Annotated in this window: 21 protein-coding genes; 9 read left to right on the plus strand and 12 right to left on the minus strand. The window is 36.1% G+C overall.

Annotated elements, in window-relative coordinates; all coding sequences use genetic code 11:
• The first annotated feature begins 52 nt into the window (after positions 1–52).
• The 4 genes from EL158_RS00330 to EL158_RS00345 all read left to right on the plus strand — a co-directional run bounded on the left by EL158_RS00330 (position 53) and on the right by EL158_RS00345 (position 4,575).
• Positions 53–868 carry a thiamine-phosphate kinase gene (locus EL158_RS00330; protein WP_027304785.1) on the plus strand — a complete coding sequence of 272 codons (816 nt, stop codon included), beginning with the start codon at positions 53–55 and terminating at the stop codon, positions 866–868.
• Positions 837–1,958, plus strand: a complete 1,122-nt coding sequence (truD, locus tag EL158_RS00335; RefSeq protein WP_027304786.1) for a tRNA pseudouridine(13) synthase TruD — start codon at positions 837–839, stop codon at positions 1,956–1,958. Before EL158_RS00330 ends, truD begins: the two co-directional genes overlap by 32 nt.
• A gap of 54 nt (positions 1,959–2,012) precedes the next feature.
• Positions 2,013–2,621, plus strand: a complete 609-nt coding sequence (locus tag EL158_RS00340; RefSeq protein WP_027304787.1) for a hypothetical protein — start codon at positions 2,013–2,015, stop codon at positions 2,619–2,621.
• 115 nt (positions 2,622–2,736) lie between these two features.
• Positions 2,737–4,575 carry a flagellin gene (locus tag EL158_RS00345; RefSeq protein ID WP_126361358.1) on the plus strand — a complete coding sequence of 613 codons (1,839 nt, stop codon included), beginning with the start codon at positions 2,737–2,739 and terminating at the stop codon, positions 4,573–4,575.
• 26 nt (positions 4,576–4,601) lie between these two features.
• Here EL158_RS00345 and EL158_RS00350 read toward each other — a convergent pair whose 3' ends face one another.
• From EL158_RS00350 to EL158_RS00395, 10 genes are all read right to left on the minus strand, one after another.
• Positions 4,602–5,783, minus strand: a complete 1,182-nt coding sequence (locus EL158_RS00350; protein WP_027304347.1) for a type II secretion system F family protein — start codon at positions 5,781–5,783, stop codon at positions 4,602–4,604.
• Positions 5,780–7,387, minus strand: coding sequence for a GspE/PulE family protein (locus tag EL158_RS00355; RefSeq protein ID WP_034956026.1), 1,608 nt, complete (start codon positions 7,385–7,387; stop codon positions 5,780–5,782). The genes EL158_RS00350 and EL158_RS00355 overlap by 4 nt, the downstream gene beginning before the upstream one ends.
• On the minus strand, positions 7,384–7,950 hold the full coding sequence (locus EL158_RS00360; protein ID WP_027304349.1) for a CDC27 family protein: 567 nt from the start codon (positions 7,948–7,950) through the stop codon (positions 7,384–7,386). The genes EL158_RS00355 and EL158_RS00360 overlap by 4 nt, the downstream gene beginning before the upstream one ends.
• A 1-nt stretch (position 7,951) precedes the next feature.
• The gene (locus tag EL158_RS00365) at positions 7,952–8,554 is read right to left on the minus strand and encodes a TniB family NTP-binding protein (RefSeq protein WP_027304350.1); all 603 of its coding nucleotides are present in this window, start codon (positions 8,552–8,554) and stop codon (positions 7,952–7,954) included.
• Positions 8,547–9,953, minus strand: a complete 1,407-nt coding sequence (mshL, locus tag EL158_RS00370; protein WP_027304351.1) for a pilus (MSHA type) biogenesis protein MshL — start codon at positions 9,951–9,953, stop codon at positions 8,547–8,549. Before mshL ends, EL158_RS00365 begins: the two co-directional genes overlap by 8 nt.
• Complete coding sequence (locus tag EL158_RS00375; RefSeq protein WP_179975631.1) at positions 9,931–10,191, minus strand: transformation system protein; 261 nt, start codon at positions 10,189–10,191, stop codon at positions 9,931–9,933. Before EL158_RS00375 ends, mshL begins: the two co-directional genes overlap by 23 nt.
• A gap of 35 nt (positions 10,192–10,226) precedes the next feature.
• Positions 10,227–13,790 (minus strand): pyruvate:ferredoxin (flavodoxin) oxidoreductase, encoded by a 3,564-nt coding sequence (gene nifJ / locus EL158_RS00380; protein ID WP_027304352.1) that lies wholly within the window; start codon positions 13,788–13,790, stop codon positions 10,227–10,229.
• A 334-nt stretch (positions 13,791–14,124) separates the two neighbouring features.
• The gene (gene cydB / locus EL158_RS00385; RefSeq protein WP_027304353.1) at positions 14,125–15,249 is read right to left on the minus strand and encodes a cytochrome d ubiquinol oxidase subunit II; all 1,125 of its coding nucleotides are present in this window, start codon (positions 15,247–15,249) and stop codon (positions 14,125–14,127) included.
• Positions 15,249–16,784, minus strand: coding sequence for a cytochrome ubiquinol oxidase subunit I (locus EL158_RS00390; RefSeq protein WP_027304354.1), 1,536 nt, complete (start codon positions 16,782–16,784; stop codon positions 15,249–15,251). Before EL158_RS00390 ends, cydB begins: the two co-directional genes overlap by 1 nt.
• A complete protein-coding gene (locus tag EL158_RS00395) occupies positions 16,781–17,005 on the minus strand; it encodes a DUF4492 domain-containing protein (RefSeq protein WP_027304355.1) in 225 nt (74 codons plus the stop codon). The genes EL158_RS00390 and EL158_RS00395 overlap by 4 nt, the downstream gene beginning before the upstream one ends.
• 88 nt (positions 17,006–17,093) lie before the next feature.
• Between EL158_RS00395 and EL158_RS00400 the strand changes: the two genes are divergently transcribed.
• The 4 genes from EL158_RS00400 to EL158_RS08830 all read left to right on the plus strand — a co-directional run bounded on the left by EL158_RS00400 (position 17,094) and on the right by EL158_RS08830 (position 19,948).
• Complete coding sequence (locus EL158_RS00400) at positions 17,094–17,813, plus strand: cytolethal distending toxin subunit A/C (protein WP_027304356.1); 720 nt, start codon at positions 17,094–17,096, stop codon at positions 17,811–17,813.
• Positions 17,813–18,610 carry a cytolethal distending toxin subunit B family protein gene (locus EL158_RS00405; protein ID WP_027304357.1) on the plus strand — a complete coding sequence of 266 codons (798 nt, stop codon included), beginning with the start codon at positions 17,813–17,815 and terminating at the stop codon, positions 18,608–18,610. The genes EL158_RS00400 and EL158_RS00405 overlap by 1 nt, the downstream gene beginning before the upstream one ends.
• Before the next feature lie 9 nt (positions 18,611–18,619).
• Complete coding sequence (locus EL158_RS00410) at positions 18,620–19,189, plus strand: RICIN domain-containing protein (protein WP_027304358.1); 570 nt, start codon at positions 18,620–18,622, stop codon at positions 19,187–19,189.
• A 627-nt stretch (positions 19,190–19,816) separates the two neighbouring features.
• Positions 19,817–19,948: a hypothetical protein gene (locus EL158_RS08830; RefSeq protein WP_263864771.1), complete on the plus strand. Its 132-nt coding sequence runs from the start codon at positions 19,817–19,819 to the stop codon at positions 19,946–19,948.
• Between the two features lie 23 nt (positions 19,949–19,971).
• Here EL158_RS08830 and EL158_RS00415 read toward each other — a convergent pair whose 3' ends face one another.
• On the minus strand, positions 19,972–21,051 hold the full coding sequence (locus tag EL158_RS00415) for an NAD(P)-dependent alcohol dehydrogenase (RefSeq protein WP_027304359.1): 1,080 nt from the start codon (positions 21,049–21,051) through the stop codon (positions 19,972–19,974).
• Positions 21,052–21,102: 51 nt separating this feature from the next.
• Positions 21,103–23,421: an autotransporter outer membrane beta-barrel domain-containing protein gene (locus tag EL158_RS00420; RefSeq protein WP_027304360.1), complete on the minus strand. Its 2,319-nt coding sequence runs from the start codon at positions 23,419–23,421 to the stop codon at positions 21,103–21,105.
• A 234-nt stretch (positions 23,422–23,655) separates the two neighbouring features.
• On the opposite strand from EL158_RS00420, the gene ccoN reads away from it, so the two are divergent.
• Positions 23,656–25,122 carry a cytochrome-c oxidase, cbb3-type subunit I gene (ccoN, locus tag EL158_RS00425; RefSeq protein ID WP_027304361.1) on the plus strand — a complete coding sequence of 489 codons (1,467 nt, stop codon included), beginning with the start codon at positions 23,656–23,658 and terminating at the stop codon, positions 25,120–25,122.
• Positions 25,123–25,127: the final 5 nt, after the last annotated feature.

Genomic DNA, 25,127 nt, shown 5'->3' on the forward strand with positions numbered 1-25,127 from the left:
AATTTTTACAAAATTTCACTAACAATTAAAGAAAATTCTATAAAATTTCCTTATGAATAAGGAAGATTTTATCATTAAGGCTTTTAAAAACAAGCTTAACGGAGATGATGGTGCCGTGCTTGGAAAATGGTGCTTTAGTAAGGATTTGTTTGTCCAAGATGTGCATTTTAAACGCTCTTGGCTAAGTTTAGAGCAAATCGCTACAAAAGCAATGCTAGTTAATATCTCAGATGCCGTAGTGATGAACGCCGTGCCAAAATACGCTCTTTTAGGACTTAGCTTGCCAAATTTAAGCAAAAAAGAGCTTAAAAATTTGCAAAAAGGCTTTTTAAAAACGGCGAAAAAATTCAAAATCAAAATCATAGGCGGAGATACGATACAAAGTGATAAAATAAGCATTAGCATTACTTTAATTTCTAAGGTTAAAAAACCTGTGTTTAGAACAGGGCTTAAAAAAGGACATTTGCTCGCTTTTACAGGCAAACTAGGTCAAAGCTTAGAGGGGCTTAAAACCCTGCAAAATGGGGGGAAGCTTCCTAAAAATCACAAATTTATTAAGCCTAAATTACAACCTAAATTTTTTTATGAAATCGCCCCTAAAATCTCTTGTGCTATGGATATTTCAGACGGCTTAAGTAAGGATTTATCACGCCTTTTAAAGGCTAATCATTTGGGCGTTTTCATGTTTAAAAAACTTAGCAAAAAAGAGCTTTATAGCGGGGAGGAATATGAAATTTTATTTGGCTTTGACAAAAAACACAAAAAAGAACTTAAAAAAATCGCCAAAAAACACAAAATCAAACTCAATATTTTTGCTAAAGCAGTGAAAGGAAAATATGAATTTAAAGGACGAGAACACCATTTTTAAGCCCTTGCGTGTGCTAAGACATAGTAAAATTAATGCGTATTTTAGTAAAAATAGCGAAGATTTTGTCGTAAGGGAAAAACCGCTTTATGAGTTTAGTGGGGATGGGGAGCATTTGATTATCCAAATTTGCAAAAAGGACCTTAGCACAAACGAGGCTTTGCGAATTTTAAGCGAATTTAGTGGGGCTAAAATGCGTGATTTTGGCTATGCAGGACTTAAAGATAAGCAAGGATGCACCTTTCAGCACATCTCTTTACCTAAAAAATTTGAAGCAAAACTTAGTCATTTTTCCCACCCTAAAATGAAAATTATGCAAAGTTTTATCCATAATAATAAGCTAAGAATAGGACATTTAAAGGGAAATTCCTTTTTTATCAGGCTTAAAAAAGTGCTAGCTAGTGATGCGCTTAAACTAGAACAAGCCTTAGAAAATCTTAACAAAATGGGCTTTGCAAATTATTTTGGCTATCAGCGTTTTGGCAAATTTAAAGATAATTATAAAGAGGGACTTGCCATTTTACAGGGTAAAAAGATGAAAAATGTCAAAATGAAAGATTTTTTACTTTCTGCTTTTCAAAGTGAGCTTTTTAATCGCTATCTTAGCAAAAGAGTGGAAATTTCGCATTTTTCTAAGGAATTTAGCCTTAGTGAGCTAGGTGAAATTTATCACATTTCTAAAGAAGAAGCAAAAAGCTTAAAAACACAAAAGCAGTTTTTTAAACTTTTAAAAAACGAGGTTTTGGGACATTATCCTTTTGGGAAGTGTTTTTTGTGTGAAAATTTAGAAAATGAGCTTGTAAGATTTAGGGCAAGAGATATTAGTGCTATGGGGCTTTTAGTGGGAGTTAGGGCGTTTGAGTGTGGGGAGGGTTTTGCGAAAAATTTAGAACAAGAATTTTTTAAAGAAGGCTTGGAATTTAGGAATCAAATGCAAGGCTCAAGGCGTTTTATGTGGGGATATTTAAAAGATTTAAAATATCATTATGACGCACAAAAGGCACATTTTAGCTTTGAATTTTTCTTAGAAAAAGGCTCTTATGCAACTGTTATTTTGGACGAGCTTTTGCAAAATGAGGGTTTAGAAAGCTAAATTTTTTTAAAAAAAAGCCGATATTAAGGATACCCCACGCGTAAAGGAGCAAAAATGCAAGTGGATACTTATGCAAATGTCGCTAGCATAACGCACGCGGTTAGCAATAAAAAGGCAAATGTGGAGTCTAACACCCAAACAATAAATTTGCAAAGTGCGAATTTAAAGGATGAAGAGACTTTAGACAAATTAAATTCTCTCGGCGGAAAAGGCTTATCGCGGCTTTATTTTATGGAGTTTGCACAGCAAAGTATGAATGCCATTTTTGGCAATACTAACGCACAGGCTGGAGTGTCAAATTTATTAGGCGGCACGGCGGAGTCTATCCTTTCTAAGATAGATTTTGCAGGGCTTGGCTATATGGGAAAAAGTCCCCTAGCTATGAATCAAGATGAACTTAAAGAGCTTGTTGGGGAGAATGGATTTTTTGGTGTCGCAAATACAGCAAATCGTATCGCGGACTTTGTGATACAAGGTGCTGGAGACAACCTTGAAAAGCTTCAAAAGGGCTTTGAGGGTATGAAAAAAGGCTTTGAAGAGGCACAAAATTTGTGGGGTGGAAAACTGCCTCAAATAAGCCAAGACACTATCAATCAAGCCCTAGAAAAGGTCAGCAAACGCATTGACGAGCTTGGCGGACAAACGCTAAATCTTGAGGCTTGAATCTAAGGCACATCTTGTGCCTTAACTTTCTTTTATCTTATAAAATCATTAATTATTTAAACTTGGAACACTTCTTGCTTTATCCCTTTCGAGCAATATTTTGAAAGGATTTAAAATGGGTTTTAGAATAAACACAAATATCGGTGCGTTAAACGCTCACGCAAATTCAGTGGTTAATGCAGGACAGCTCGATAAGTCTTTATCAAGACTAAGTTCTGGTCTTAGAATTAACTCAGCAGCAGATGATGCTTCAGGGATGGCGATAGCGGATTCTTTGCGTTCTCAAGCAGCCACTTTAGGGCAAGCTATTAATAATGGTAACGATGCCATAGGTATCTTACAAACAGCTGATAAGGCTATGGACGAGCAGCTTAAAATCTTAGATACTATCAAAACTAAGGCAACTCAAGCAGCTCAAGATGGTCAAAGTCTTAAAACAAGAACTATGCTTCAAGCAGACATCAACAGGCTTATGGAAGAGCTTGACAACATCGCTAATACAACTTCCTTTAACGGAAAGCAGCTTTTAAGTGGTGGTTTCATCAATCAAGAGTTTCAAATAGGCTCACAGTCTAATCAAACTATAAAAGCAACCATAGGACCAACACAATCTAGCAAAATCGGTCTTACGAGATTTGAAACGGGTGCGCAAATTATTCAAAGTAGTGAAGTTGAAATGACCATTAAAAATTATAATGGCTTAGAAGATTTTAAATTTCCTAAAATTAAAATTTCAACCTCAGTAGGAACAGGGCTTGGTGCTTTAGCTGAAGAGATTAATAGGGTAGCTGATAAAACAGGTGTTCGTGCTAGTTTCAATGTCCAAACAGTAGGTGCAAGACCTGTTATGAAAGGCACAACAAATGAAAATTTCGCTATTAATGGTGTAATTATTGGCAAAATTTCTTATGAAAATAATGACTCAAATGGTGCTTTAATCGCCGCTATCAATGCCGTTAAAGATACCACAGGCGTTCAAGCAGCTTTAGATGAAGAAGGTAAGCTAGTGCTTACTTCAGCTGATGGTCGTGGGATTAAAATCAGTGGCTATATAGGACCTGGTGCTGGCATAGCTATGAATATGATGGAAAACTATGGTCGTTTATCCTTAGTGAAAAATGATGGTAGAGATATAGCCATAGAGGGAACTGGCTTTGGCTTTGACAATGATAAACTGGTTTCTCAATCTTCTGTATCTTTAAGAGAGACTAAGGGTCAAATTTCTAAAGAATTAGCCGAAGCTATGGGCTTTAACTCTGTAGATAGGTTAGGAAGTGTCCAAGTAGGCGTTAGCGCTCTTTCAGTGCTTGCAGGAACAGGTATGAGTACTATTACTACACTTGTACATAGCAATGGTAGTGGTTTTTCTAAGTGGGTAACTACTAAAATCTCCAATGTGGGTCAAATGATAGATATAGGACCTGGACTTGGAACACTCTCTACTATGGGAGCAAGACTTTCAGCTTTGGGTATGTCAGGTTTAGCTTCTTTACAATTCTCTGCTGTTTATACAGTAGCTTTCAATGCTCTTTCGACAGTGAAAGGAGATTTACAAATAGGCTCTGCTCAAGCGGGTGGTCTTAGTGCTATTTTATCTCAAATCGGTGTTGTAAGAGAGACAAATAGAACTGATAATATCGGTCAAGTGCAAACTGCAGGTGTAACAACCCTCAAAGGTGCTATGGCGGTAATGGATGTTGTTGAAACAGCGACTATAAACCTAGACCAAATCCGTGCAGACATCGGTGCCGTGCAAAATCAGCTTCAAGTTACGATTAATAACATTACCGTAACTCAGGTCAATGTTAAAGCTGCTGAATCAACCATACGCGATGTGGATTTTGCTGCTGAGAGTGCCAATTTCTCAAAATATAACATTTTAGCTCAAAGTGGATCTTACGCTATGAGTCAGGCAAATCAAGTCCAACAAAATGTTCTAAAACTTTTACAATAATGCTTAATGGGTGCTTTTTGCACCCATTATACTCCACTACTTAGCTCCCACATCGGCAAAAAAATCCCTAAAGCTAAAAATAAAACCAAAATTCCCACAAGCAAAGTCATCAAGGGCTCTAAGAATTTTAAAAATATCTCAATAAAATCCTCTTGCTTTTCTTCGTAAAAATGGGCAATTTTAGCACTTAGAAGATCTAGCGTTCCACTTTTCATCGCACTATGAAGTAAAGAAATGACAAGCTCATCAAAAATCTCCGCTTTTTTAAAAGCTAAAGAAAGCTCTAATCCCTGCCCCAAAGAAAGCTCGATCTGCTTAAATTTCTCTTTTAAAAATTTATTTTCCACACTAGAACTTGCCAAATGAAAGGCTTGTGAGAGGGCATTACCGCTTTGTAAAAGTAAAGAGAAAATCATAAAAAAATAATAATTTTGATGATAAAGAATAAAACGCGAGAAAAAAGGAAACTTTAAAAGCATCAAATCCACCCAAAAAGCAAATTTGACACTTTTTTTATAAATGACAATAAATCCACTCAAAAAGCCTACAAAAACGCAAATCAAAGACAAATAATTCTCACTTAAAAATACATAAATATTAAGTAGAATTTGCGTCATTAAGGGCAAATTTGCTCCCAAACTTTCAAAAATGTCCAAAAATTCAGGTACAACAAAAAACATTAAAAATAAAAACGCCCCAAAAAGTGCCAAAAAAACTAAACAAGGATAGTGAATCGCCTTTTTAAAACGCTTTTTGTTTAAAATCAGCTTTGTTCTTAATTCTGCAATTTGAGAAAAAATATGTGCCAAATTTCCCGTCTTTTCGCCCATTTTAATGAGGCTTAATTCGCTCAAGTTTAAATTTAACGCTAAATTGCTAAATGCCACACTTAAACTCTGCCCAGAATTTAAATTCACACTTAATTCTTTTGCCGCGTCTTTTAAATGTTTGCTAGAGTTTTCACTCATCAAATTTAAAGCTTCCTTAATGCTTAATCCCGCATTAAGCAAGAGGGCAAATTCTTTAAAAAAAGCACAAAAAAGCGTATCGCTAATCTTAATCCTACTTTGCTTTTTAAGTTCCTTTAAGCTTATAATTTGCAAATTTTGTTTCAAAGCCATAGTTTGGGCGGTGTTAAGATTTTTCGCCTTGATGATTTTCTTTAATTTTTGCTGATTTTTAAGATAATAAAGCTCATAAATTCTCACCCCACTACCCTCATAAGCTCATTAAAACTTATTATGCCACTTTTTGCCTTTTTAAGTCCTAGCTCAAACATCGTTAAAAAGCCTTGTTTTCTAGCGTAAGTTAAAAGCTCATTTTTGCTAGCATTTTTACGAATTAGCTCTTTTAAACCCTCATCAAGCTCCAAACACTCTTCTAGCAACTCCCTCCCCCAAAAGCCACTAAAATGGCACTTTTCACAGCCTTTAGCCTCGTAAAATACTTCCTCATCTTCAAGCTTTTGTATTTTACAATAGGGACAAAGCCTTCTTGCAAGGCGTTGAGCGATGATGAGATTAAGCGAAGAGGCTATTAAATAGGGCTTTGCTCTCATATCAAGCAAGCGTTCTATGGTAGAAAGGGCATCATTTGTATGGAGTGTGCTAAGGATTAAATGTCCTGTTTGCGCACCTTTTAAAGCTATATCAAGACTTTCTTCATCGCGGATTTCACCGACCATAATGATATCAGGATCCTGCCTTAAAATCGCCCTTAAAGCATTGCTAAAATCAAGCCCTGCTTTAGAATTAAGTGCGATTTGTTGAATTTGAGGCATTTTATATTCTATGGGATCTTCTGCGGTAATGATTTTTTTCTCCACACAAGCAAGACTTTTTAGACAAGCGTATAAAGTCGTGCTTTTACCGCTGCCTGTGGGTCCTGTGAGTAAAATCATACCAAAAGGTTTTTGGATATTTTTTGTAATTAAGGCTAAATTTTGCTTAGAAAAATGCAAATTTTCAAGGCTTAAAAGCTCCAAATCCTGCCTTAAAATTCTAAGCACCACACTTTCGCCCTTTTGCAAAGGTAAGGTTGAGATACGAAAGTCAAATTCTACGCCCTCGTAATTCTTATTAAAACTCCCATCTTGTGCTTTTCTGCTTTGGGCGACATTTAAATGTGCCAAAAGTTTAATGTGAAAAATCAAAGCCTGATAAAGCTGCTCCTCCAAAACACAAAAAAGACGCAACACCCCATCGACACGAAAACGAATCAAGGCTTCATTTTCCAAACTTTCTATATGCACATCGCTTGCTCTTAATTTCAAAGCCTCTTGCAAGATAAAATTAAAAAGCAAACTCACGCCACTTTGCTCGTTTTCTTTAGAATTTGCATTTAATTCTTGTTTTAAATTGCTACTTAACTCTTTTAATTTTTGCTTAATGTAAAGCTTATTTAAATTTTGATTTAAGGAATAAATATCGCAAAGTGCATTTTTGATAAATTTGGAGCGAAAAAGATGCTCTATTTTACTTAAAAGCTCCAAATTTATGGGTTTAGAAGAGAGGATAAAGATACTTTCATCATCTTTTTGTAAGGGTAAAATTTGATTTTTCCAAAGCAAAGAAAAGGCAAAAGAATCACACAAATTTTCATCAATATCTTTCAATTCTACAAATTCTAAATCTAAATACTTTGCTAAAGCTCTTAAAAAATCTTCACTTTTCACGCCTAAATTGACAAAAAGCAAATTTAAATCAAGCTCATTTTTTAAATAAAGCTCAAATAAAAAATGCCTCAAATTCTCATCTTCAAAGCCTTCTTTTGCTTCTTTGTCAAAACCTAAATTTTTTAAAAATTCCATCATCTTGCCTCATAAAGCTCAAACACCCTTTTTGCCTCCACCACTTCGCCTAAAGCCTCCTTAGCCTTAGCAAATAAAAGTAGGCTTTGCTTAGAACTTGCATCCATTTCATTTGCTTTCAAGGACCAAAAAATCGACTTTTTATAATCTTTATTTTCCAAATAAAGCTCAGCTAATTTTAAAGCCTTTTCAATGCTAGGATTTTGATAAAACGATCTTTTTAGATTTGCTAAATTGAGGGCATTGGAGCTGATGATGAATTTTTGCGGAGGATTTTGTAAAAGCTCTAATTCCTCCCTTAAAAGTTCTTTTTCTCTTTCAAGTTTTTGATGGTTTATTTTTTGCTTTTCTTGTGTGATTTTTGCTTGGTCTATTTTGCTTTCTAAAGCCCTTTTTTCAGCATTTGCTTTTAAAAAAAGTTCTTTTTTCTCTTGCCATTTTTCCCAAAAGAAAAAAGCACCCCAAAGGGCAAAAATTCCCACAAAAAGCCCTAAAACTCTTTTAAGCCATAATTTTTTCAAATATCTTTTATATGCTTTTTCTAGTTCATAAATTCGCTCTTGCATATTAACCTAACAAATGATTTTCCAAAGCACTTAGCTTTAAAGCATATAAAGGCTCTTTATCCAAAAAGGCGTGAAGCTCTTTAAAGCCTTTCAAAAGTTTATCGACATTTCTTAAATTGTTTTTGCAAATTTTAAAAACAAATTGTAATTCTTTTTGCTCTAACCTTACGCCGTGTTTTTCCTCCACATAATTTAAAAGTTCTTCTTTTTCTAAGCCTTTTAGCTCAAATTCCGCTAAAATTCTGCTTTTAAAATGCTCTTTTGTAAAAATTTTAAGTCTTTTATGTGAGCTTAAAAGCACCAAATTTAAATCACTATAAAGGCGTAAAATTTCAAACAAATCTTCTTCATACAAACCCACCTCATCAAACAAGAGTAAAGCCTTATTTTCCAAGTTTTGTAGGCGTTCTTTAAGCTGTTCTTTGTCTTTAAAAATTTCTGTGATTTTGATGGCATTTTTTTGCCTTGAAAAACGCTCCAAAATCACGCTTTTTCCACTTCCACTTTTGCCATAAAGGCAGATTAAGCCCTTTTTCGCTTCGCTAAGCTCATCAAGTCTTTTTAAAATTTGATCCTGACTTTTAATGCTAATAAACTCACTCATAATGCCTAAATCCCAAATCCTTAAGGCTTAAAACTCCCATTTGCTTATCCACTATGCTAGGCGTGATGATGAAAACAATTTCCGTGCTATTTGAGCTTGTCTCATCGCCACTAAATAAAAGCCCGAGCAAAGGAATTTTAGAGAGAAAATTGACCTCACTTGCTTCTTTGATTTGATTATGTGAGATAAGCCCACCTAAGATCAAGGTTTGATTATTTTCCATAGAAACGACTGTGGATAGCTTTTTTTGTATGGTATCAGGTGCTATGGTGCGGGGGCTACTTTGTCTTTGATTATCTTGAGGATATTTAAAATCACTAAGACTTGGATTAATGCGAAGCATAATTTTATTATCGTCCGAAATTTCAGGCAAAATGCTTAATAAAATCCCCACAAAAATAGAATAATTGCTAAAACTTTCACTCACCGTTGTGCCATTTTCTGTGCCTTTGGAGCTTTCTTTAACTTGGTAATTGATCGTATCACCTACCGAAATGATAGCTTGTTGATTATTTAAAGCCATAAGTTTAGGACTTGAAAGAACCTGAGTTTTGCCATTTTGCGAAAGAAAATTCAAAACAGAATTAAAATTAATATTCGCCCTTAAACCTAAATTTTTCACAAAACCCTGCCCACTTTGAAGCTGGATAAAAGAATTTTGCCCATTTTGCGTAGTGCTGGCAAAATCGAGATTGAAATTTTGCCAATTAATGCCGCTTGAGTGATTTTCATTTAAATTCACAGCGATAATGCTAACATCAATAATCACTTGTTTTTTAAGTCTATTTTCAAGCTTAGTGATATATTCTCCTATCTTTTTAAGCTGTATGGGTGTGCCTGTAACGATGATAATGCCAGCATTTGCATTGATAATAGGCATTTTTACCTCACCATAAGCTTCTAATAAAGCAGTGATTTCTTTTTCTATATTTTGCCAAAAGTCAAATTTTTCCATACTTTTAATCATATTATCATCACTCTCATCACTTAAATCATTTTCATTTTGTCTGGGCTTAGAATCCACAGAAGCCTTAATAATGCTTTGTCCTTCACGAATAGAAGTGATATAACTTAATTTAAAAATTTGCGTTGAAATTCCCCAAATGCTTAAAATCTTGCCATCGAATTCATAATTTAAATTATTTTCTTTCAGCAAAAGCTTAAAAATTTCCTCCAAAGTCATTTGGCTAATGTAAAGACTTTTTTGCATTTTTCCTAGTTCGTTTTTAGCCAATTCATCCTTAACAACTATGCTAAAAGTGCAATAGCTCGCAAGCTCATCAAGTGCTTCTTCTATACTTAAACTTTCTTTAATGTGAATATCAAAAAGTCTTTTTTTGCAGTCCATACCATAAAAAATCGAACAAAAAAACAAATTAATCAATAAAAATCTTAGCATTTTGCCTAAACTCTAAAGTAATATTTTGTTCATCATATTCAAAAATAACGCTTCTTGCGTCAATACGCCTTAAAATCGCATTATGAATAAGGTCATTTTCTTTATACCATTTATTATTAATCCTCACTTTTTGGGGAAAAATGGCTTGAATTTCTAGCTTTGCCATTTGTTCTAAAGTGGGATTTAAGAATGGATTTTGCAAATTTAACAATTTATTTTGTAAATCTTGTGCGTGCAAGCTAAACCCTAACAAACACGCACAAAAAATAGTCCTCACTCGCCTTGCTTTTCATCACTATAATCAGCCATAGCGATGCGTTTGAGCTGTCTATAACGGCGTTGAGCGTCCTTTTTATTACGCTCGAAAAGCTCACTTGCGTGTTGTGGATTAGCTTTTTTCAAAGAATTATAACGCACCTCATTCATCAAAAACTGCTCGTAAAGCTCCCAATTAGGCTCTTTGCTTACCATAGTGAGGGGATTTTTCCCCTCTTCTTCAAGACGCGGATCAAAGGTATAAAGAGGCCAGTAGCCACATTTTGTAGCTAATTCGCCCTGCTCACCAGAATAGCCAAGCCCACCCTTAATCCCGTGTGCGATACAAGGAGAGTAAGCTATCACCAAAGAAGGTCCCTCATAAGCCTCAGCAGCCTTTAAAACCTTAATAAGATGATTATAATTTGCACTTGAATTAACTTGTGCAACAAAAATATAACCATAAGTCATAGCGATTTGCCCTAGATCTTTTTTTTGCACAGGCTTACCAGCGGCGGCAAATTGTGCTACGGCTCCAGTGCGTGAAGATTTAGAGCTTTGACCGCCAGTATTAGAATACACTTCCGTATCCATAACTAAAATATTGACATTTTCCCCACTTGCTAAAACATGGTCAAGCCCTCCATAGCCTATATCATAAGCCCAGCCATCTCCACCAAAAATCCAGTGCGATTTTTTCATCAAAAAGCTTTTTAAATTTAAAATATCTCTAACGCCCTTGATATCTTTATGCTGTTCTAATAAAGGGACTAGTTTATCGCGGATTTGTAAGCTTTCCTCACCCTTGTCCTTATTTGCAATCCACTCTTTAAATAAGGCACTTATGGCATTTGGAACGGCATTGATATTTTCGTTCATAATATTTTTTATGCGTTCCCTTGTGTTTTCAGTAGCGATTTTCATACCTAAACCAAATTCAGCATTATCTTCAAATAAAGAATTTGCCCAAGCAGGTCCGTAGCCGTTTTTCACACTCTTTCTATAAGGAGTAGATGGAGCAGAACCTCCATAAATAGAACTACAGCCTGTCGCATTAGCGATAATCATTCTCTCACCAAAAAGCCTTGTAATAAGCGTAATATAAGGCGTCTCTCCACAACCCGGACAAGCGCCGTGAAATTCAAATAAAGGTTGAGCAAATTGTGCGCCTTTAACACTATCTTTACTTAAAATTTGATCTTTATATTCAATTTGCTTAAATAAATAATCGGCATTTTCTTGCTCTCCAAAGTCCATTTCTTCTTGCAAAGGCACCATTACTAAGGACTTTTCTTTAGTAGGACACTCATGCACACAAAGCTCACAACCTGTGCAATCAAGAGGAGAAACTTGAATTTTAAAACTTAATTTCTCCCCCTTAGTCCCCTTAGCGTCTAAAGCGTGTTCTTTTACACCTCTTGGGGCTTTTGACATTTCTTCATCATTGATTAAAAATGGACGGATAACAGCGTGAGGGCAGACAGATGCGCATTGATTACACTGGATACAATTTGCTTCAATCCAGCGTGGCACCATAACGCCTACGCCTCTTTTTTCAAATTCAGTCGTGCCGTGCTCAAAGCTTCCATCTTCATAGCCCAAAAACGCCGACACGGGCAAATCATCTCCCTTAGCTGCATTCATAGGTTTGACGATTTTCTCCACAAATTCCGTGCCTTTGTAGGCATTAACTTCTTCTTTTTCTTTAATTTCTAAATTTTTCCACTCAGGATCAACTTCCACCTTCACAAGCCCATCAGCACCCATATCTATGGCTTTATAATTCATCTCAACAATAGCATCGCCTTTTTTGCTATAAGACTTATAGGCAAGTTCCTTCATAAATTTTTGCGCATCTTCGTAAGGTATGATTTTAGCAAGTTTGAAAAAGGCTGATTGCATAATGGTATTTGTGCGGTTTCCAAGCCCTATGTCGCGGGCTAGTTTAGTAGCGTTGATGATATAAAAATTCACTTCTTTTTCCGCTAAAGTTTTTTTGACAAAATCAGGAAGCTGCCTTATAGTTTCTTCAGCGTTCCAAATGCTATTTAGCAAGAAAGTTCCACCTTTGCGAATTCCAGCTAAAACATCATAAATTTCCAAATAAGCCGCCACAGAACAGGCTACAAAATGAGGTGTTGAAACGAGGTAAGTGGAGCGGATAGGCTTTTTAGAAAAGCGTAAATGCGACCTTGTATAACCGCCCGATTTTTTAGAATCATAAGCAAAATAAGCTTGTGCGTAAAAATCTGTCTTATCGCCGATGATTTTAATGGAATTTTTATTTGCTCCCACAGTTCCGTCTGCTCCAAGTCCATAAAATAGGCACTCAATAGCACTCTCATCGCCAAGCGCGATTTTCTCACCTGTTTTTAAAGAAGTGTGCGTTACATCGTCATTAATCCCAACCGTAAAGCCATCTTTTGGCTGCTCTTGTTTAAGATTTTCAAAAACGGCTAACATTTGCGCAGGATCGACATCTTTAGAAGATAAGCCATAACGACCACCCACGATAAGCGGAGCATTTTCTCTGCCATAAAAAGCACTCTTAACATCGACATAAAGCGGCTCACCTAAGCTTCCCGGTTCTTTTGTTCTATCTAAAACGGCGATTTTCTTTACAGATTTTGGCATAACATCAAAAAAATATTTAAGACTAAAAGGACGATAAAGATAAACTTTAAAAACGCCCACTTTTTCACCTTTTGAATTTAAATAATCTACAACCTCTTCTAAAGTTTGCGTTACTGACCCCATAGCAATCACAATGCGTTCAGGTTCTTTATGTCCGTAATATGTGAAAGGCTTATACTCTCTACCTGTGATTTTAGAAATTTCTTGCATATAGTCATTAACCACATCAGGTAAGGCATCATAAAAGCGATTTGTTAATTCTCTTGTTTGAAAATAAATATCATCATTTTGTGCTGTGCCACGCGTTTTGGGATTTTCAGGATTTAAAGAAGAATTTCTAAAAGCTAAAACCGCTTCTCTATCAAGCAAGCGGTCAAAATGTGCATAATCCATAACCTCAACTTTTTGAATTTCGTGGCTCGTTCTAAATCCATCAAAAAAATGCAAAAATGGCACACGCCCTCTAATCGCCGCTAAGTGTGCCACACCAGCTAAGTCCATAGTTTCTTGCACAGAATGTGAGCAAAGCATAGCAAAGCCTATTTGTCTAGCGGCATAAATATCTTGATGATCGCCAAAGATGGATAAAGCTTGAGATGCGATCGACCTAGCTGCGACATGGATAACACAAGGAAGAAGTTGCCCTGCAATCTTATACATATTAGGAATTTTAAGTAATAAGCCTTGAGAAGCCGTATATGTGGTCGTCAAAGCACCTGTTTGTAAAGAACCATGCACAGAGCCAGCTGCACCTGCTTCACTTTGCATCTCGACTAGTTTAACAGGCATACCAAATAAATTTTTCTTTCCCGCAGCCGCCCACATATCGGTATAATCAGCCATAGGAGAACTTGGAGTAATAGGATAAATCCCAGCAACCTCAGTAAAAGCATAAGCTGCATAAGCTGCCGCTTCGTTGCCGTCCATAGTTTTCATTACTTTACTCATCTTAACTTCCTTAATTTTACTTTAACTCTTTGCTTTAACTATACTACAATTTCATTAATAAGTGATTGAAAAAAAATAATTGTGAAAAATTTGCTTAAAATTAAGAGAAAAATTTACTCATTACAATGGAGAATAAAAACCCAAGCTTTAACTTGGGTTTATTGCAATATTTTGAAAAGATTCATCTACTATATCGTTTATTTTTCAAAATACTTTAGTCTTTTTATAATTTTTTATCTTTTTCTAATTGATTAATATTTAGCATAATGAATTTATAGCTAAGATAAATCACTAGGGGCCAAATTAATAAAAATAAAGCTTCCATTTTTTCTCCTTAATAAGCATGTTCATCGTTTGCTATTTCTTCTTTTGTGATTTTGATCCTATCCATAGCTCTCCACACATAAGCGATATAAGCCAAAACAAAAGGCACAAATAAAGAAACATAAGCCATTACACTAAGGGTATAATAACTCGAACTAGCATTTTTGATTGTCAGTGAGCTTTGTAAATCACTAAGACTTGGATAAAAGGCACTAGATCCCAAACCTACGCTTAAAAATAAAGCAAAAACACACAAAATAGTGCCAACACCCAAAGTCCAAATAGCCTTAGTGCATTTTTTAGCCCCTTGCACCATACCCAAAAGCACCAAAACAACACCCAAAAGCAAAAGCACCGCAAAGATAGGATAAGAAAGAAAATTTTGCAAATATACATTTGCCTGTAAGCTTACCACGCCCTCATCGCTCACAAAAAAACCATCCTTAAGAAAAATCCAAGCCAAAAAGCCTAAGAAAAAGGGTAAAAATAAGAGGCTATTCATTTTCAATTTAGCAATACATTTAGTCTTAATAGCTTCATCGTTAATATTATTCATAAAATATGCTGTGCCTAAAATTCGGCTTAAAAATATCAAAGTAAAGCCTAAAAGATAATTGTAAGGATTAAGCAAAAGCTCAAGCCCTCTTAAAGGGTGCTGCCACTGGACAAAATTTTGCGAATTTAAAGTAAAATGCGAACCGCTAAAAAAACTACTCACCGCTACACCTATCAAAAATACGCCCAAAAAGCCGTTAATTTTAAGAAAAATTTCGTAAGTTTTTGAACCAAGCACATTATTTTCTTTCAAGCGATATTCATAACTTACTGCTTGAAGTATGAAACAAAGCAAAATGGCAAGCCAAGCCCAGTAAGCTCCCCCAAAACTAGTCGAGTAGAAAAGAGGGAAAGCCGCAAAAGCCGCCCCACCAAAAAGCACCAAAGTTGTAAAACCTAGCTCCCATTTACGCCCTAAAGAATTGATAAGCATAGTCTTTTCTAAGGCAGTGCTTGAAAGCTCGTCCATTAAGGTCTGTCCCCCTTGCACAAAAAACATAAATACCAAAAGTCCGCCCAAAAGACTCAAAATCACCCACCAATAAATTTGTAAGGCTTCAAGCTCTAAACCAAAAAACATTATTTAGCCTCCTTTTCAGCAAAACCTTTTTTAATCTGCGTTAGCATAATCTTAATCTCAGCCAAAAGTAAAGCCGTGAAAAGCACAGCAAAAATCCAAAAAGAAATTTGCACATTAAGCTTACCAAGCTCTGTGGCGGCGATACCCACAGGCATTAAGTCCTGTATAGCCCAAGGTTGGCGTCCCACTTCAGCCACGATCCACCCTGCTTCAGCGGCTACATAGCCAAGCGGTATGCAAAGCACACAAAGCCATAAAATTTTGCGAAATTTCTCAATATCATTTGCCATAGTCAAATAAAGCGTTACAATAAATAATACGAAAAATAAGCTCCCAAGTCCAACCATAATATGAAAGCTATAAAAGGTTAAAGCCACAGGTGGCACAGCATCTTCTGGTTTTTCTAAATAGCCGTAACCAAAATCTTTAAAATTATTTTCAAGCAAACTTCTACTTGTTTGCATTAGGCTTGTATTATTATGCTCTTTGGCATTTTGATAATCTTTAAAGGCATTTATGGCGATTTTGCCCCTATCAATGCGATTTTGCAAAGGCTCAATGCCCTTTTCAACATTACCATAAACAATATCCTCAATGCCCGGAACAAAAGAATGTGGGTCGCGATTACCTAAAATAGAAAGTGCGTAAGGTATAGTTAAATCAAACAAAAACACGCTTTCATTATTATCAATTTCTTTTTTAGGATTTAAAATTCCAAAAGCTACAATACCAGCCCTATGTTCTCCTTGATAAATTCCCTCCATAGTAGCGAGCTTCATCGGCTGAGTTTGAGTAACCCTATAAGCACTTTCATCGCCACTAAAAAATAAGAAAATCGAACAAACAAAACCAAAGCTAGCTCCAACGACTAAAGACTTTTTCGCCTCAATAATATGCCTTTTTTTGAGTAAAAACCACGCAGAAATTCCCATCACAAAAAGTGCGGAAATCACATAACCGCTTCCTATGGTATGCAAGAATTTCGCAATAGCCACAGGAGAAAAAGCGACTTCAAAAAAACTTTGCATTTCGCTTCTTGCGGTATCTGGATTAAACGCCATACCGACAGGATATTGCATCCAGCCATTAGCCACTAAAATCCAAAATGCCGATAAATTTGAGCCTATCGCCACGCACCAAGTTGAGATAAGGTGAAAACCCTTGCTAACCTTATCCCAGCCAAAAAACATTACCGCAAAAAAGGTCGCCTCTAAAAAGAAGGCGAAAATCCCCTCCACAGCTAAAGGAGCGCCAAAAATATCTCCTACAAACCAGCTATAATTCGCCCAATTTGTTCCAAATTCAAATTCCATTATAATACCCGTAGCCACACCTATGGCGAAGTTAATGGCAAATAAAGAAAGCCAGAATTTAGTGATATTTTTCCAACGCTTGCTGCCCGTTTTAACATAAATCGTTTCCATTATCGCTATGATAAAAGAAAGTCCTAAGGTTAGCGGCACAAATAAAAAATGATAAAGTGCCGTAAGGGCAAATTGCGCCCTTGACCAATCCACACTGCTAAGTTCGCTCATTGATTTTCCTTTGAGATGAGATTTTGTATGACGAAATTTGATTTACTTGCATCATCTTTATAAAGACTTTTAAAATTCACATCAAAAACAAAAAGTTTGAGGATAATAAGAATCACAAAAAGCTTTATAAAGATAATTTTCCAAAGGGTTTTGCCTAAGGTTAAATTTTTAAAACCCTCTTTATAAAAATCAAAAATTTTAAAAATAAAACGCAAAGTCATCAAAATTTCCTAACTAATTTAATTAAGCTTGGGATTTTATCTCATTTTATGTTATGATAGACTTAAATAAAAAATGAGAAAGGTTTTTATGCAAAAATTGCTAAAATTTGGAATTTTATTGTGTGTTTTATTGACACTGAGTGCTTGTGGGACAAAAGAAATCAATCCGCTTGGCTCTTCTTTTGGAGCGAAAGATGATAGCGATCCTTTAAAACTTGGAGCAAATCCTACCTTCCCAGCCAAGCAAAAAACACCCACTCTCATTGAAGGACGCAATCTTGTCCCACAAACTAATGTCGTCCCCTTGCCACGCCCTATTCTAGGCTCATCAGGGGATAGCCCTTTGGCGAGTGATTTTATGAGTATTTTAGGACCTAGTGGGGCAGCTTTGACCGTGTGGGCTTTAGCACAAGGGAATTGGATTTGGGGCTATACTTTGCTTGATAGTAAAAGTTTTGGAGATGCAAGAGTTTGGCAGCTACTTATAAGACCTGATAATATCGTTTTAATTAAAAATGCGAAAACCTTAACTTGTCTTAATGCTTACAAAAATGGTATAGTGCATTTTTCTTGCGATGCGAGTAATCCTGCCCAGCTTTGGAAATTAAAACCTATGGATAATGGAGCCGTGCAAATAGAAAATGTTGGAACTAAGAAATGTATCCAAGCACCTATTGACAATCCTTTGGGAGATTTTAAAGTTTTTAGTATTTTTATTAGCGAGTGTCAAAATAAGCAAAATTTAAACCAGCAGTGGTATCTTACCACTCCGCCTTTTAAGGCACAACCTTTATATAGGGAGAGATGATGAAAAAAATTTTTATACTATTTTTAAGCCTTAGCTTTCTTTGGGCAGATTTGGAAAAATATAATGTCGGCACTTGGAATTTGCAAGGCTCATCAGCGGCAAGTGAAAGTAAATGGAGTGTGAGCATACGCCAACTCATCACAGGCGATAATCCTTTAGATGTTTTAATGGTGCAAGAAGCAGGCGTTTTGCCAAATTCGGCAATGATGACAGGTAGAATGGTGCAGCCCGGAGGCATACCGATTCACGAATACATTTGGAATTTAGGCTCAAATTCGCGTCCAAATTCTGTTTATATTTATTATTCTCGTATTGATGTGGGAGCAAATCGCGTGAATTTAGCCATAGTTAGTCGCGTTCAAGCTGATGAAGTCTTTGTTTTACCTCCTCCTACAACCGCTTCACGCCCTATTATAGGCATACGCATAGGAAATGATGCTTTTTTCTCCATACACGCCCTTGCTAGAGGAGGTAATGATGCGGGTGCTATCATTACTGCGGTAGATGCTTTTTTTAGAGATCGTCCTGAGATTAATTGGATGATAGCTGGGGATTTTAACCGACCGCCTGATATGCTCTTAAGATTAGTCGATTTTGATGTGGCTAATCATGTTAATATCGTCTCTCCGTCAAGCTTTACGCAGGTAAGTGGAGGCACACTTGATTACGCAGTTACAGGGAATTCAAACAGAAGACAGCCTTATATCGCACCGCTTTTAAGTGCGATTTTGATGTTAGCGAATCTAAGGACACATTTAGTATCCGACCATTTTCCTGTTAATTTTAGAAAATTTTAAGGAGTAAAAATGAGAAAAATTTTATTATCCTTTTTATTTGCGATAAGTTTTGCTTTCGCAGAAAATCCGGGCGAGGGAGATTTACAAGATTTTACGCAAATTTTTTCCTTGCGTAGTTTAGAAAATGGCATAGTTTTAAGCGTATTTAGAGATAGCACCGAGCTTTTACATCAAAACTGGCGTTTAAGAGAGCTTGTTTTAACAGCGCAACTTAGAGCTAAAGATAAAATGGCAGATAAAGCACCCTTTGGTTATGTACAGTTTGTAACTCCTACGCAAGATGATACTTGTATGGCGATTTTGCCTAGCGGCTTTTTTGGTGCTAAGTCTTGCACAAGGGACTTAGAAGAAGGGGCTTTGGAGACGGTTTTTTCTATTATGCCTACCACGACTTCGGCTGTGCAAATTCGTTCTGTGGTTTTAAATTCTAATGAGTGCATAGGCACTTTTTTCAATCCTAATGTCCCCATAGAAAAGCGTTTTGGACTGAAGCGTTGCACCTTTGACCCTTTTTCAGTGATTTTACCTGAAGACTTAATGATAATCACTCCACCCTTACTTAAGGCTAATGTTTTATAAGAGTTCTTAAGGAACTCTTAACTTACATATTGCTATACATTTAAAAGAGCGATTTTAAAACTATCTGTTACTTTTTGAAACAATTTTTCATTTTTTTAAATTTTTTAATCAAGCAATTTTTCCTTGATATTTACACTTGATTTTTTTGAAATAATTTGTAAATATTTTTACAAGGAGTTTTAATGAAATTAAATTTTTAAGAATTTAGGATTTAAATTAAGTGTAGGACTATGAGTTTTATTAAATAGGACGGAAGTCCCAATCTAGTTTTTGAAGTGCAAATTCTCCCTCATTACGCATTAACCGTCCTTTCTAAAAATGATAAGCCTATTACAATCAATAATGTCATTGTTAATTGTGGAGTGAGTAACTTTGGTTTATATGTTTTTAAACCAAACAATACTTTAAAAAACAATTAAAGAAAAAATTAAGAGTGGGCTACCTCAAACTTATAGTATAGGCGGTAACACTTACCATAGAAATTGGTTTTTTATGATAGCTATCATCACCCAAAAGAAAAATTAGAGCTAGAGCAGATGATAAGGGATATTAAATGAGATTAACCGGCACAAAGTAAAGGTAAGTAGTGTATATGTTAAAGAATTAGCTCAGCTTTATCAACAAGGTATGCAAAAATATTCTCAAACCTTAAAATTTGGCAAAAAAGGTTATTTTAGAATTCATTGTGCTTACGATACCGTGCTAAAAGTAGAGCTTCACACGGATAAACCTACAAAATGCAATAAAATTGCAAAATAACCCTGCCTAAGCAGGGCATACTTCTACTCTAAATTCCTCATATCAATCACATAGCGGAATTTTGCTGTGCCGTTAGTCAGTTTTTCATAAGCCTCATCGATTTGATAGGGTTTGATAAGCTCTGTTTCTGGGTAAATTGCGTGCTTGAGTGAAAAATCCATCATCTCTTGCGTTTCTTTAATGCCCCCTATGAGTGAGCCATAAACCTTTTTACCTGCTTTATACACTAAATCTTTTACGCTAAGGCTTGGCATAGTATCGTGCGGTGGAAGTCCTACGATAGCGAATTCTCCCCCAAATTTGAGTAAATCTAAATACGCACTCACATCATAAAAAGTTGGGATTGTAGAGATGATAAGGTCAAACCTCTCCTTCACTTCATCAGCCCTAACACTAGCATAAAAGCCACTCACACCCATTTTAAGCGCTTCTTCTTTTTTCTTTTCATTTCTCGCAAAAACGCTTACACTAGCACCCATTTTTAAGGCGTATTTAACCGCCATTACCCCAAGCCCTCCAAAGCCAGCCACGCCGACTTTAAAGCCCTCTTTAACCTTGCTAAATTTTAAAGGAGAATAAGTAGTAATGCCCGCACAAAGCAAAGGAGCAACCTTTTCTAATGGGGCATTTTGTGGCACTTTTATGGCGAAATTTTCACTCACGACTATATTATTTGAATAGCCTCCATAAGTGTTTTCACCGCCGTGAAAGATGTCCTTGCTATTGTAGGTAAAAATGGTCTGCCCTCTTTGGCAAAACTGCTCTTGGCTTTGTTTGCACGCCTCGCACTCACCGCAAGAATTTACCATACAACCAACCCCTGCATAATCACCCACTTTAAACTGGCTCACGCCCTTACCCACAGCCACAACTTCACCTGCGATTTCGTGTCCTGGCACACAAGGATAAGTAGCCTCTCCCCACTCACTCCTTGCGGTATGTATGTCGCTATGACAAATTCCAGCGTAAAGGATTTTGATTAAAATATCCCTTTCTCCTAAGGCGTGGCGCGTGAAGTCAAAAGGCGTAAATTTCGCGTCCTTGCTTAACATCGCAAAGCCCTTACTTTGCACCCTACCATTTTCTAAAATCTTGTATGACATCAGCTTTTCTCCTTAATTGCAATTTTAAAAATTCTAAAGCAAAAAGGTAAATTAAAAAACAAGTTTAAAGACTAAATTTCCTCCAAAATAGCCTATTTCATCTTTATTAAAGCTATTTTTGTAAAAGCCCTCTAAACCGACCACAGAATAAGGCGTGAGGTAAAAATAAGAACCTGTATTGATGAAAAATTTATAAGTATAAGGTGCTTTATATCTTAAAGGCTCTTTTGTCGTCCCTGCTAAAAAGTGCTGATAATCCTCTGTGTTGATAATCGCACCTTGTAAGCCGGTATTAAGCTTTAAATAATTTTTCTCAAAATAAGTGCTAAATTCCACTCCGCCCACTACATCTAAATTATAGGCATTTAAACTTTCACTTTCTAAAGGCACGGCATTACCATTTTCTGCAATCTTACTTCTATGATTATAAAAATGCTCCAAACCCACATAAGGCTTGATATTGAAAGTATTATTATAAACATAATTATAATTTAGCAAATTTTGCATACTTAGTTGATAAAAATTATAATCCCCCGTTGAGTTAAGATTAAAAGCTGGGAAAACCATAGTCCTAGAAGTATCAAAAAGCCCCACACCAAGATAAATTCTATTATTCGTAGAAAGTCTATCGTCAAATTCATAATGCTGCGAAATTCCCACGCCAAATAAATCGCCCTTTGACGAAGCCTTATGATAATCATCTCTTTTATGTAAAGAGCTATAACCATAATCTAACTCAAATCTTAAAAGATGCTCATACGCTTCTTTATAATGATTGATATGAAAGCCAAATGTATAGCCCTTACCCTCGCCTAAAAAGCCTGAGGCAAAGGTGCTAAACTCATAAGGTTCATAATCCTTATGAAAACTCAAAAGCTCTCTATCTCGCATAGCATCTAAACTAGCGTGCGGTAGTGATAAATAGCTCATTCTAATGCCCTTATCCGTATCGTCTAAAATGCCTCGCATAATGTCGGCATTATAGGAACTTACGGCAAAGAAATTTTTTATCGCTTTAGCCATTCTAAATCTAGTCGTTGAAACACCTATAATATCACCTAAAGCTAGACTCCTTAATAAGGCTCTTCCATTAGCACTTGCACTATTTCCATAGACAAGCTTTTCAAGCTGCTCGACTTTAGCGGGCGGATTTGAGCCACCGCCACTTCCACCCCCTGAGCCGCCACCCCCTCCTGTGCTAGGACAGGTTAAATTTTGTCCTACCATACCTACGATGATAGAGCCATCGGGACAGGATAAGGTTTGAGTCATATTTGAGCCGCCGTTGATTGCTATATTTGTATTGCCGCTGATATTTCCTGTGATAAGCTGTAAATTTCCTTGCTGATTTATCCCTGTAATGTCGGCTTTAATATCACCCTGATTATTAAGTCCGCTTCCCTGAACTTCCAATTTCCCAAAATTTCCATTATTATCTGCTTTAAAGTCAATGGCTGAATTTGCTTTATTTTCCATACCACCCTTGACTACAACGCTACCGCCTTGTATAGAAAGACTTGAATTTGTTTTATTTTGCGTATCGTTAAAACTCTCATTTGTTAGCTTTCCCTCTATGGTAATGCTACCTCCCTCATTGACGATTTTACCATTGCCGCAAGTGCCAAGTTTATCGCAAATATCAAGGCTATTAGAACCTCCGTCAAAAGAGCCATTACTTACATCACCTTTTATGGTGATTGTTCCGCCTTTATTTGTAAGAGTAGCTAAGCCAAGCTCATTGCCTAAAGTTCCTTTTTCTACACCTTTTACAATAAGAGATTTTGCGGTAAAAGTGCTGTTTTCAATATTTGCATTTTGTGTAAAAATAACCTTATCGTCTATATCTACCTTAGAATTATTTCTTGCTGTAAATTCCCCTGAAGTGCTAAAACCACCTATGGTATTTTTAATTTCTAAGGTGCTATTATCTAAAGATATAGCTTTGTGGCTGGAAAAACCTTTGCCTGCTTTATTATTACCGACAAAAATAAGTTTAGCCTGATTGCTTAAGGTCATACCATCGGCGATAAAATAATCAAAATTTTTAATGTCAAAAGTTCCGCCATTTTGCACAAAAGTCCCAAAATAAATCGGCACATCTTTATCACCCGGCTTGTTTTCAGGCTGTGTTCCCGTGGGTGGATTTTGTCGCGTGATGGTAAGGGTATGCCCATTTCCGTTGAGAGTAAAGTCATAGCCACCACTAGAGCCATTATAATTAAAAGCACAAGATTGAGGGAAGGAACAATCAATAATGGCATTGTGATTTTCATCACTTGTTAAAGTTATGGTAGGTGGAGTAAATTTCCCAGTATAATCCGCATAAGAATAGATAGCACAAAATACACTTAAAGATAGAATTTTTTTCATTATTAATTCCCTTTTAAAAATTTAAATTGCGGATTATACAAAAAAAAAAAAATGATTGCTAAAAATTTTCAAAATTGATTAAAAATTTGAAATGTAATAAGACTTTTTAAATCCTAAATTAAACAAATTTTAAAGTTTTATTAACAAAAATTAAAAAAATTTAGGATTTTAAGGCTAAATCTACAAATAATATTTTATAATACGGCTTTTATGATTTAATTTTAAGGAGAGTCGATGCACCCAGGTAATGTGTTGAACTACGACTATACGGTAGCGAAATACTTTATGTTTGCGACCATATTGTTTGGAATTGTAGGTATGGCGATAGGAACGCTCATAGCATTTCAAATGGCATATCCTGACCTAAACTACTTAGCAGGGGAATACGCCACTTTTTCAAGACTTAGACCTTTGCATACTTCAGGCGTCATTTTTGGCTTTATGCTTTCAGGGATTTGGGCTACTTGGTATTATATAGGACAACGCGTTCTTAAGGTATCTATGGCAGAATCGGCGTTTTTAATGGCAGTAGGCAAACTTCACTTTTGGCTTTATATGATAACGATGATTTTAGCAGTCATTAGCCTCTTTTTAGGCGTAAGCACTTCTAAAGAATATGCCGAGCTTGAGTGGCCCTTGGATATTTTAGTTGTTTTAGTGTGGGTTTTATGGGGTGTAAGCATTTTTGGGCTTGTAGGAATACGCCGTGAAAAAACTCTTTATATCTCTCTTTGGTATTACATTGCAACCTTTTTGGGTATAGCTATGCTCTATCTTTTTAACAATATGGCAGTGCCGACTTATTTTGTAACAGGGCTTGGAAACTGGTGGCATAGTGTTTCTATGTATGCTGGGACAAATGATGCCTTAGTGCAGTGGTGGTATGGGCATAATGCCGTTGCCTTTGTTTTTACCGTGGGAATTATCGCTCAAATTTATTATTTCTTACCTAAAGAAAGCGGACAGCCGATTTTCTCCTATAAGCTTTCTTTATTTGCTTTTTGGGGCTTGATGTTTGTGTATTTATGGGCGGGAGGACACCATTTGATTTATTCAACCGTGCCTGATTGGATGCAAACTATGGGTTCGATTTTCTCTATTGTTTTGATTTTACCTTCTTGGGGTTCGGCGATTAATATACTCTTAACAATGAAAGGCGAGTGGAGTCAGTTAAGAGAAAGTCCTCTCATTAAATTTATGATTCTAGCTTCAACTTTTTATATGTTCTCAACCCTTGAAGGACCGATTTTATCTATCAAATCTGTAAATGCCCTAGCACACTTTACAGACTGGATACCAGGACATGTTCACGATGGCACACTAGGCTGGGTAGGCTTTATGACTATGGCGGCACTTTATCATATGACGCCTAGAATCTTTAAAAGAGAGCTTTATAGCAAATCTTTAATGGAAGCACAATTTTGGGTGCAAACGACAGGTATTGTGCTTTACTTCTCATCAATGTGGATAGCAGGGATTACTCAAGGTATGATGTGGAGAGCTACTGATGAATATGGTAGTTTGCTTTACACCTTCATCGACACAGTTGAAGTGCTTATGCCTTACTACTGGATAAGAGCAATCGGCGGGTTGTTATATTTGCTAGGATTCTTTATGTTTGTTTATAATATTTACAAATCAATTAGCTGTGGAAAAGTGCTTGACAAAGAGCCAAAAAGCGCTTCGCCTATGGCAGCATAAAAGGA

Source organism: Campylobacter upsaliensis, from assembly GCF_900637395.1.
GTDB lineage: Bacteria > Campylobacterota > Campylobacteria > Campylobacterales > Campylobacteraceae > Campylobacter_D > Campylobacter_D upsaliensis.

What these genes read in the sequence shown, in the direction of transcription:
- EL158_RS00420 (WP_027304360.1), bottom strand. Translation starts at nt 23,421, where the DNA reads ATGAAAAAAATTCTATCTTTAAGTGTATTTTGTGCTATCTATTCTTAT.
- EL158_RS00345 (WP_126361358.1), top strand. Translation starts at nt 2,737, where the DNA reads ATGGGTTTTAGAATAAACACAAATATCGGTGCGTTAAACGCTCACGCA.
- cydB (WP_027304353.1), bottom strand. Translation starts at nt 15,249, where the DNA reads ATGTTTTTTGGTTTAGAGCTTGAAGCCTTACAAATTTATTGGTGGGTG.
- EL158_RS00365 (WP_027304350.1), bottom strand. Translation starts at nt 8,554, where the DNA reads ATGAGTGAGTTTATTAGCATTAAAAGTCAGGATCAAATTTTAAAAAGA.
- ccoN (WP_027304361.1), top strand. Translation starts at nt 23,656, where the DNA reads ATGCACCCAGGTAATGTGTTGAACTACGACTATACGGTAGCGAAATAC.
- EL158_RS08830 (WP_263864771.1), top strand. Translation starts at nt 19,817, where the DNA reads ATGCAAAAATATTCTCAAACCTTAAAATTTGGCAAAAAAGGTTATTTT.
- mshL (WP_027304351.1), bottom strand. Translation starts at nt 9,953, where the DNA reads ATGCTAAGATTTTTATTGATTAATTTGTTTTTTTGTTCGATTTTTTAT.
- EL158_RS00415 (WP_027304359.1), bottom strand. Translation starts at nt 21,051, where the DNA reads ATGTCATACAAGATTTTAGAAAATGGTAGGGTGCAAAGTAAGGGCTTT.
- EL158_RS00330 (WP_027304785.1), top strand. Translation starts at nt 53, where the DNA reads ATGAATAAGGAAGATTTTATCATTAAGGCTTTTAAAAACAAGCTTAAC.
- EL158_RS00340 (WP_027304787.1), top strand. Translation starts at nt 2,013, where the DNA reads ATGCAAGTGGATACTTATGCAAATGTCGCTAGCATAACGCACGCGGTT.
- EL158_RS00360 (WP_027304349.1), bottom strand. Translation starts at nt 7,950, where the DNA reads ATGCAAGAGCGAATTTATGAACTAGAAAAAGCATATAAAAGATATTTG.
- nifJ (WP_027304352.1), bottom strand. Translation starts at nt 13,790, where the DNA reads ATGAGTAAAGTAATGAAAACTATGGACGGCAACGAAGCGGCAGCTTAT.
- EL158_RS00355 (WP_034956026.1), bottom strand. Translation starts at nt 7,387, where the DNA reads ATGATGGAATTTTTAAAAAATTTAGGTTTTGACAAAGAAGCAAAAGAA.
- EL158_RS00410 (WP_027304358.1), top strand. Translation starts at nt 18,620, where the DNA reads ATGAGAAAAATTTTATTATCCTTTTTATTTGCGATAAGTTTTGCTTTC.
- EL158_RS00395 (WP_027304355.1), bottom strand. Translation starts at nt 17,005, where the DNA reads ATGACTTTGCGTTTTATTTTTAAAATTTTTGATTTTTATAAAGAGGGT.
- EL158_RS00390 (WP_027304354.1), bottom strand. Translation starts at nt 16,784, where the DNA reads ATGAGCGAACTTAGCAGTGTGGATTGGTCAAGGGCGCAATTTGCCCTT.
- truD (WP_027304786.1), top strand. Translation starts at nt 837, where the DNA reads ATGAATTTAAAGGACGAGAACACCATTTTTAAGCCCTTGCGTGTGCTA.
- EL158_RS00405 (WP_027304357.1), top strand. Translation starts at nt 17,813, where the DNA reads ATGAAAAAAATTTTTATACTATTTTTAAGCCTTAGCTTTCTTTGGGCA.
- EL158_RS00400 (WP_027304356.1), top strand. Translation starts at nt 17,094, where the DNA reads ATGCAAAAATTGCTAAAATTTGGAATTTTATTGTGTGTTTTATTGACA.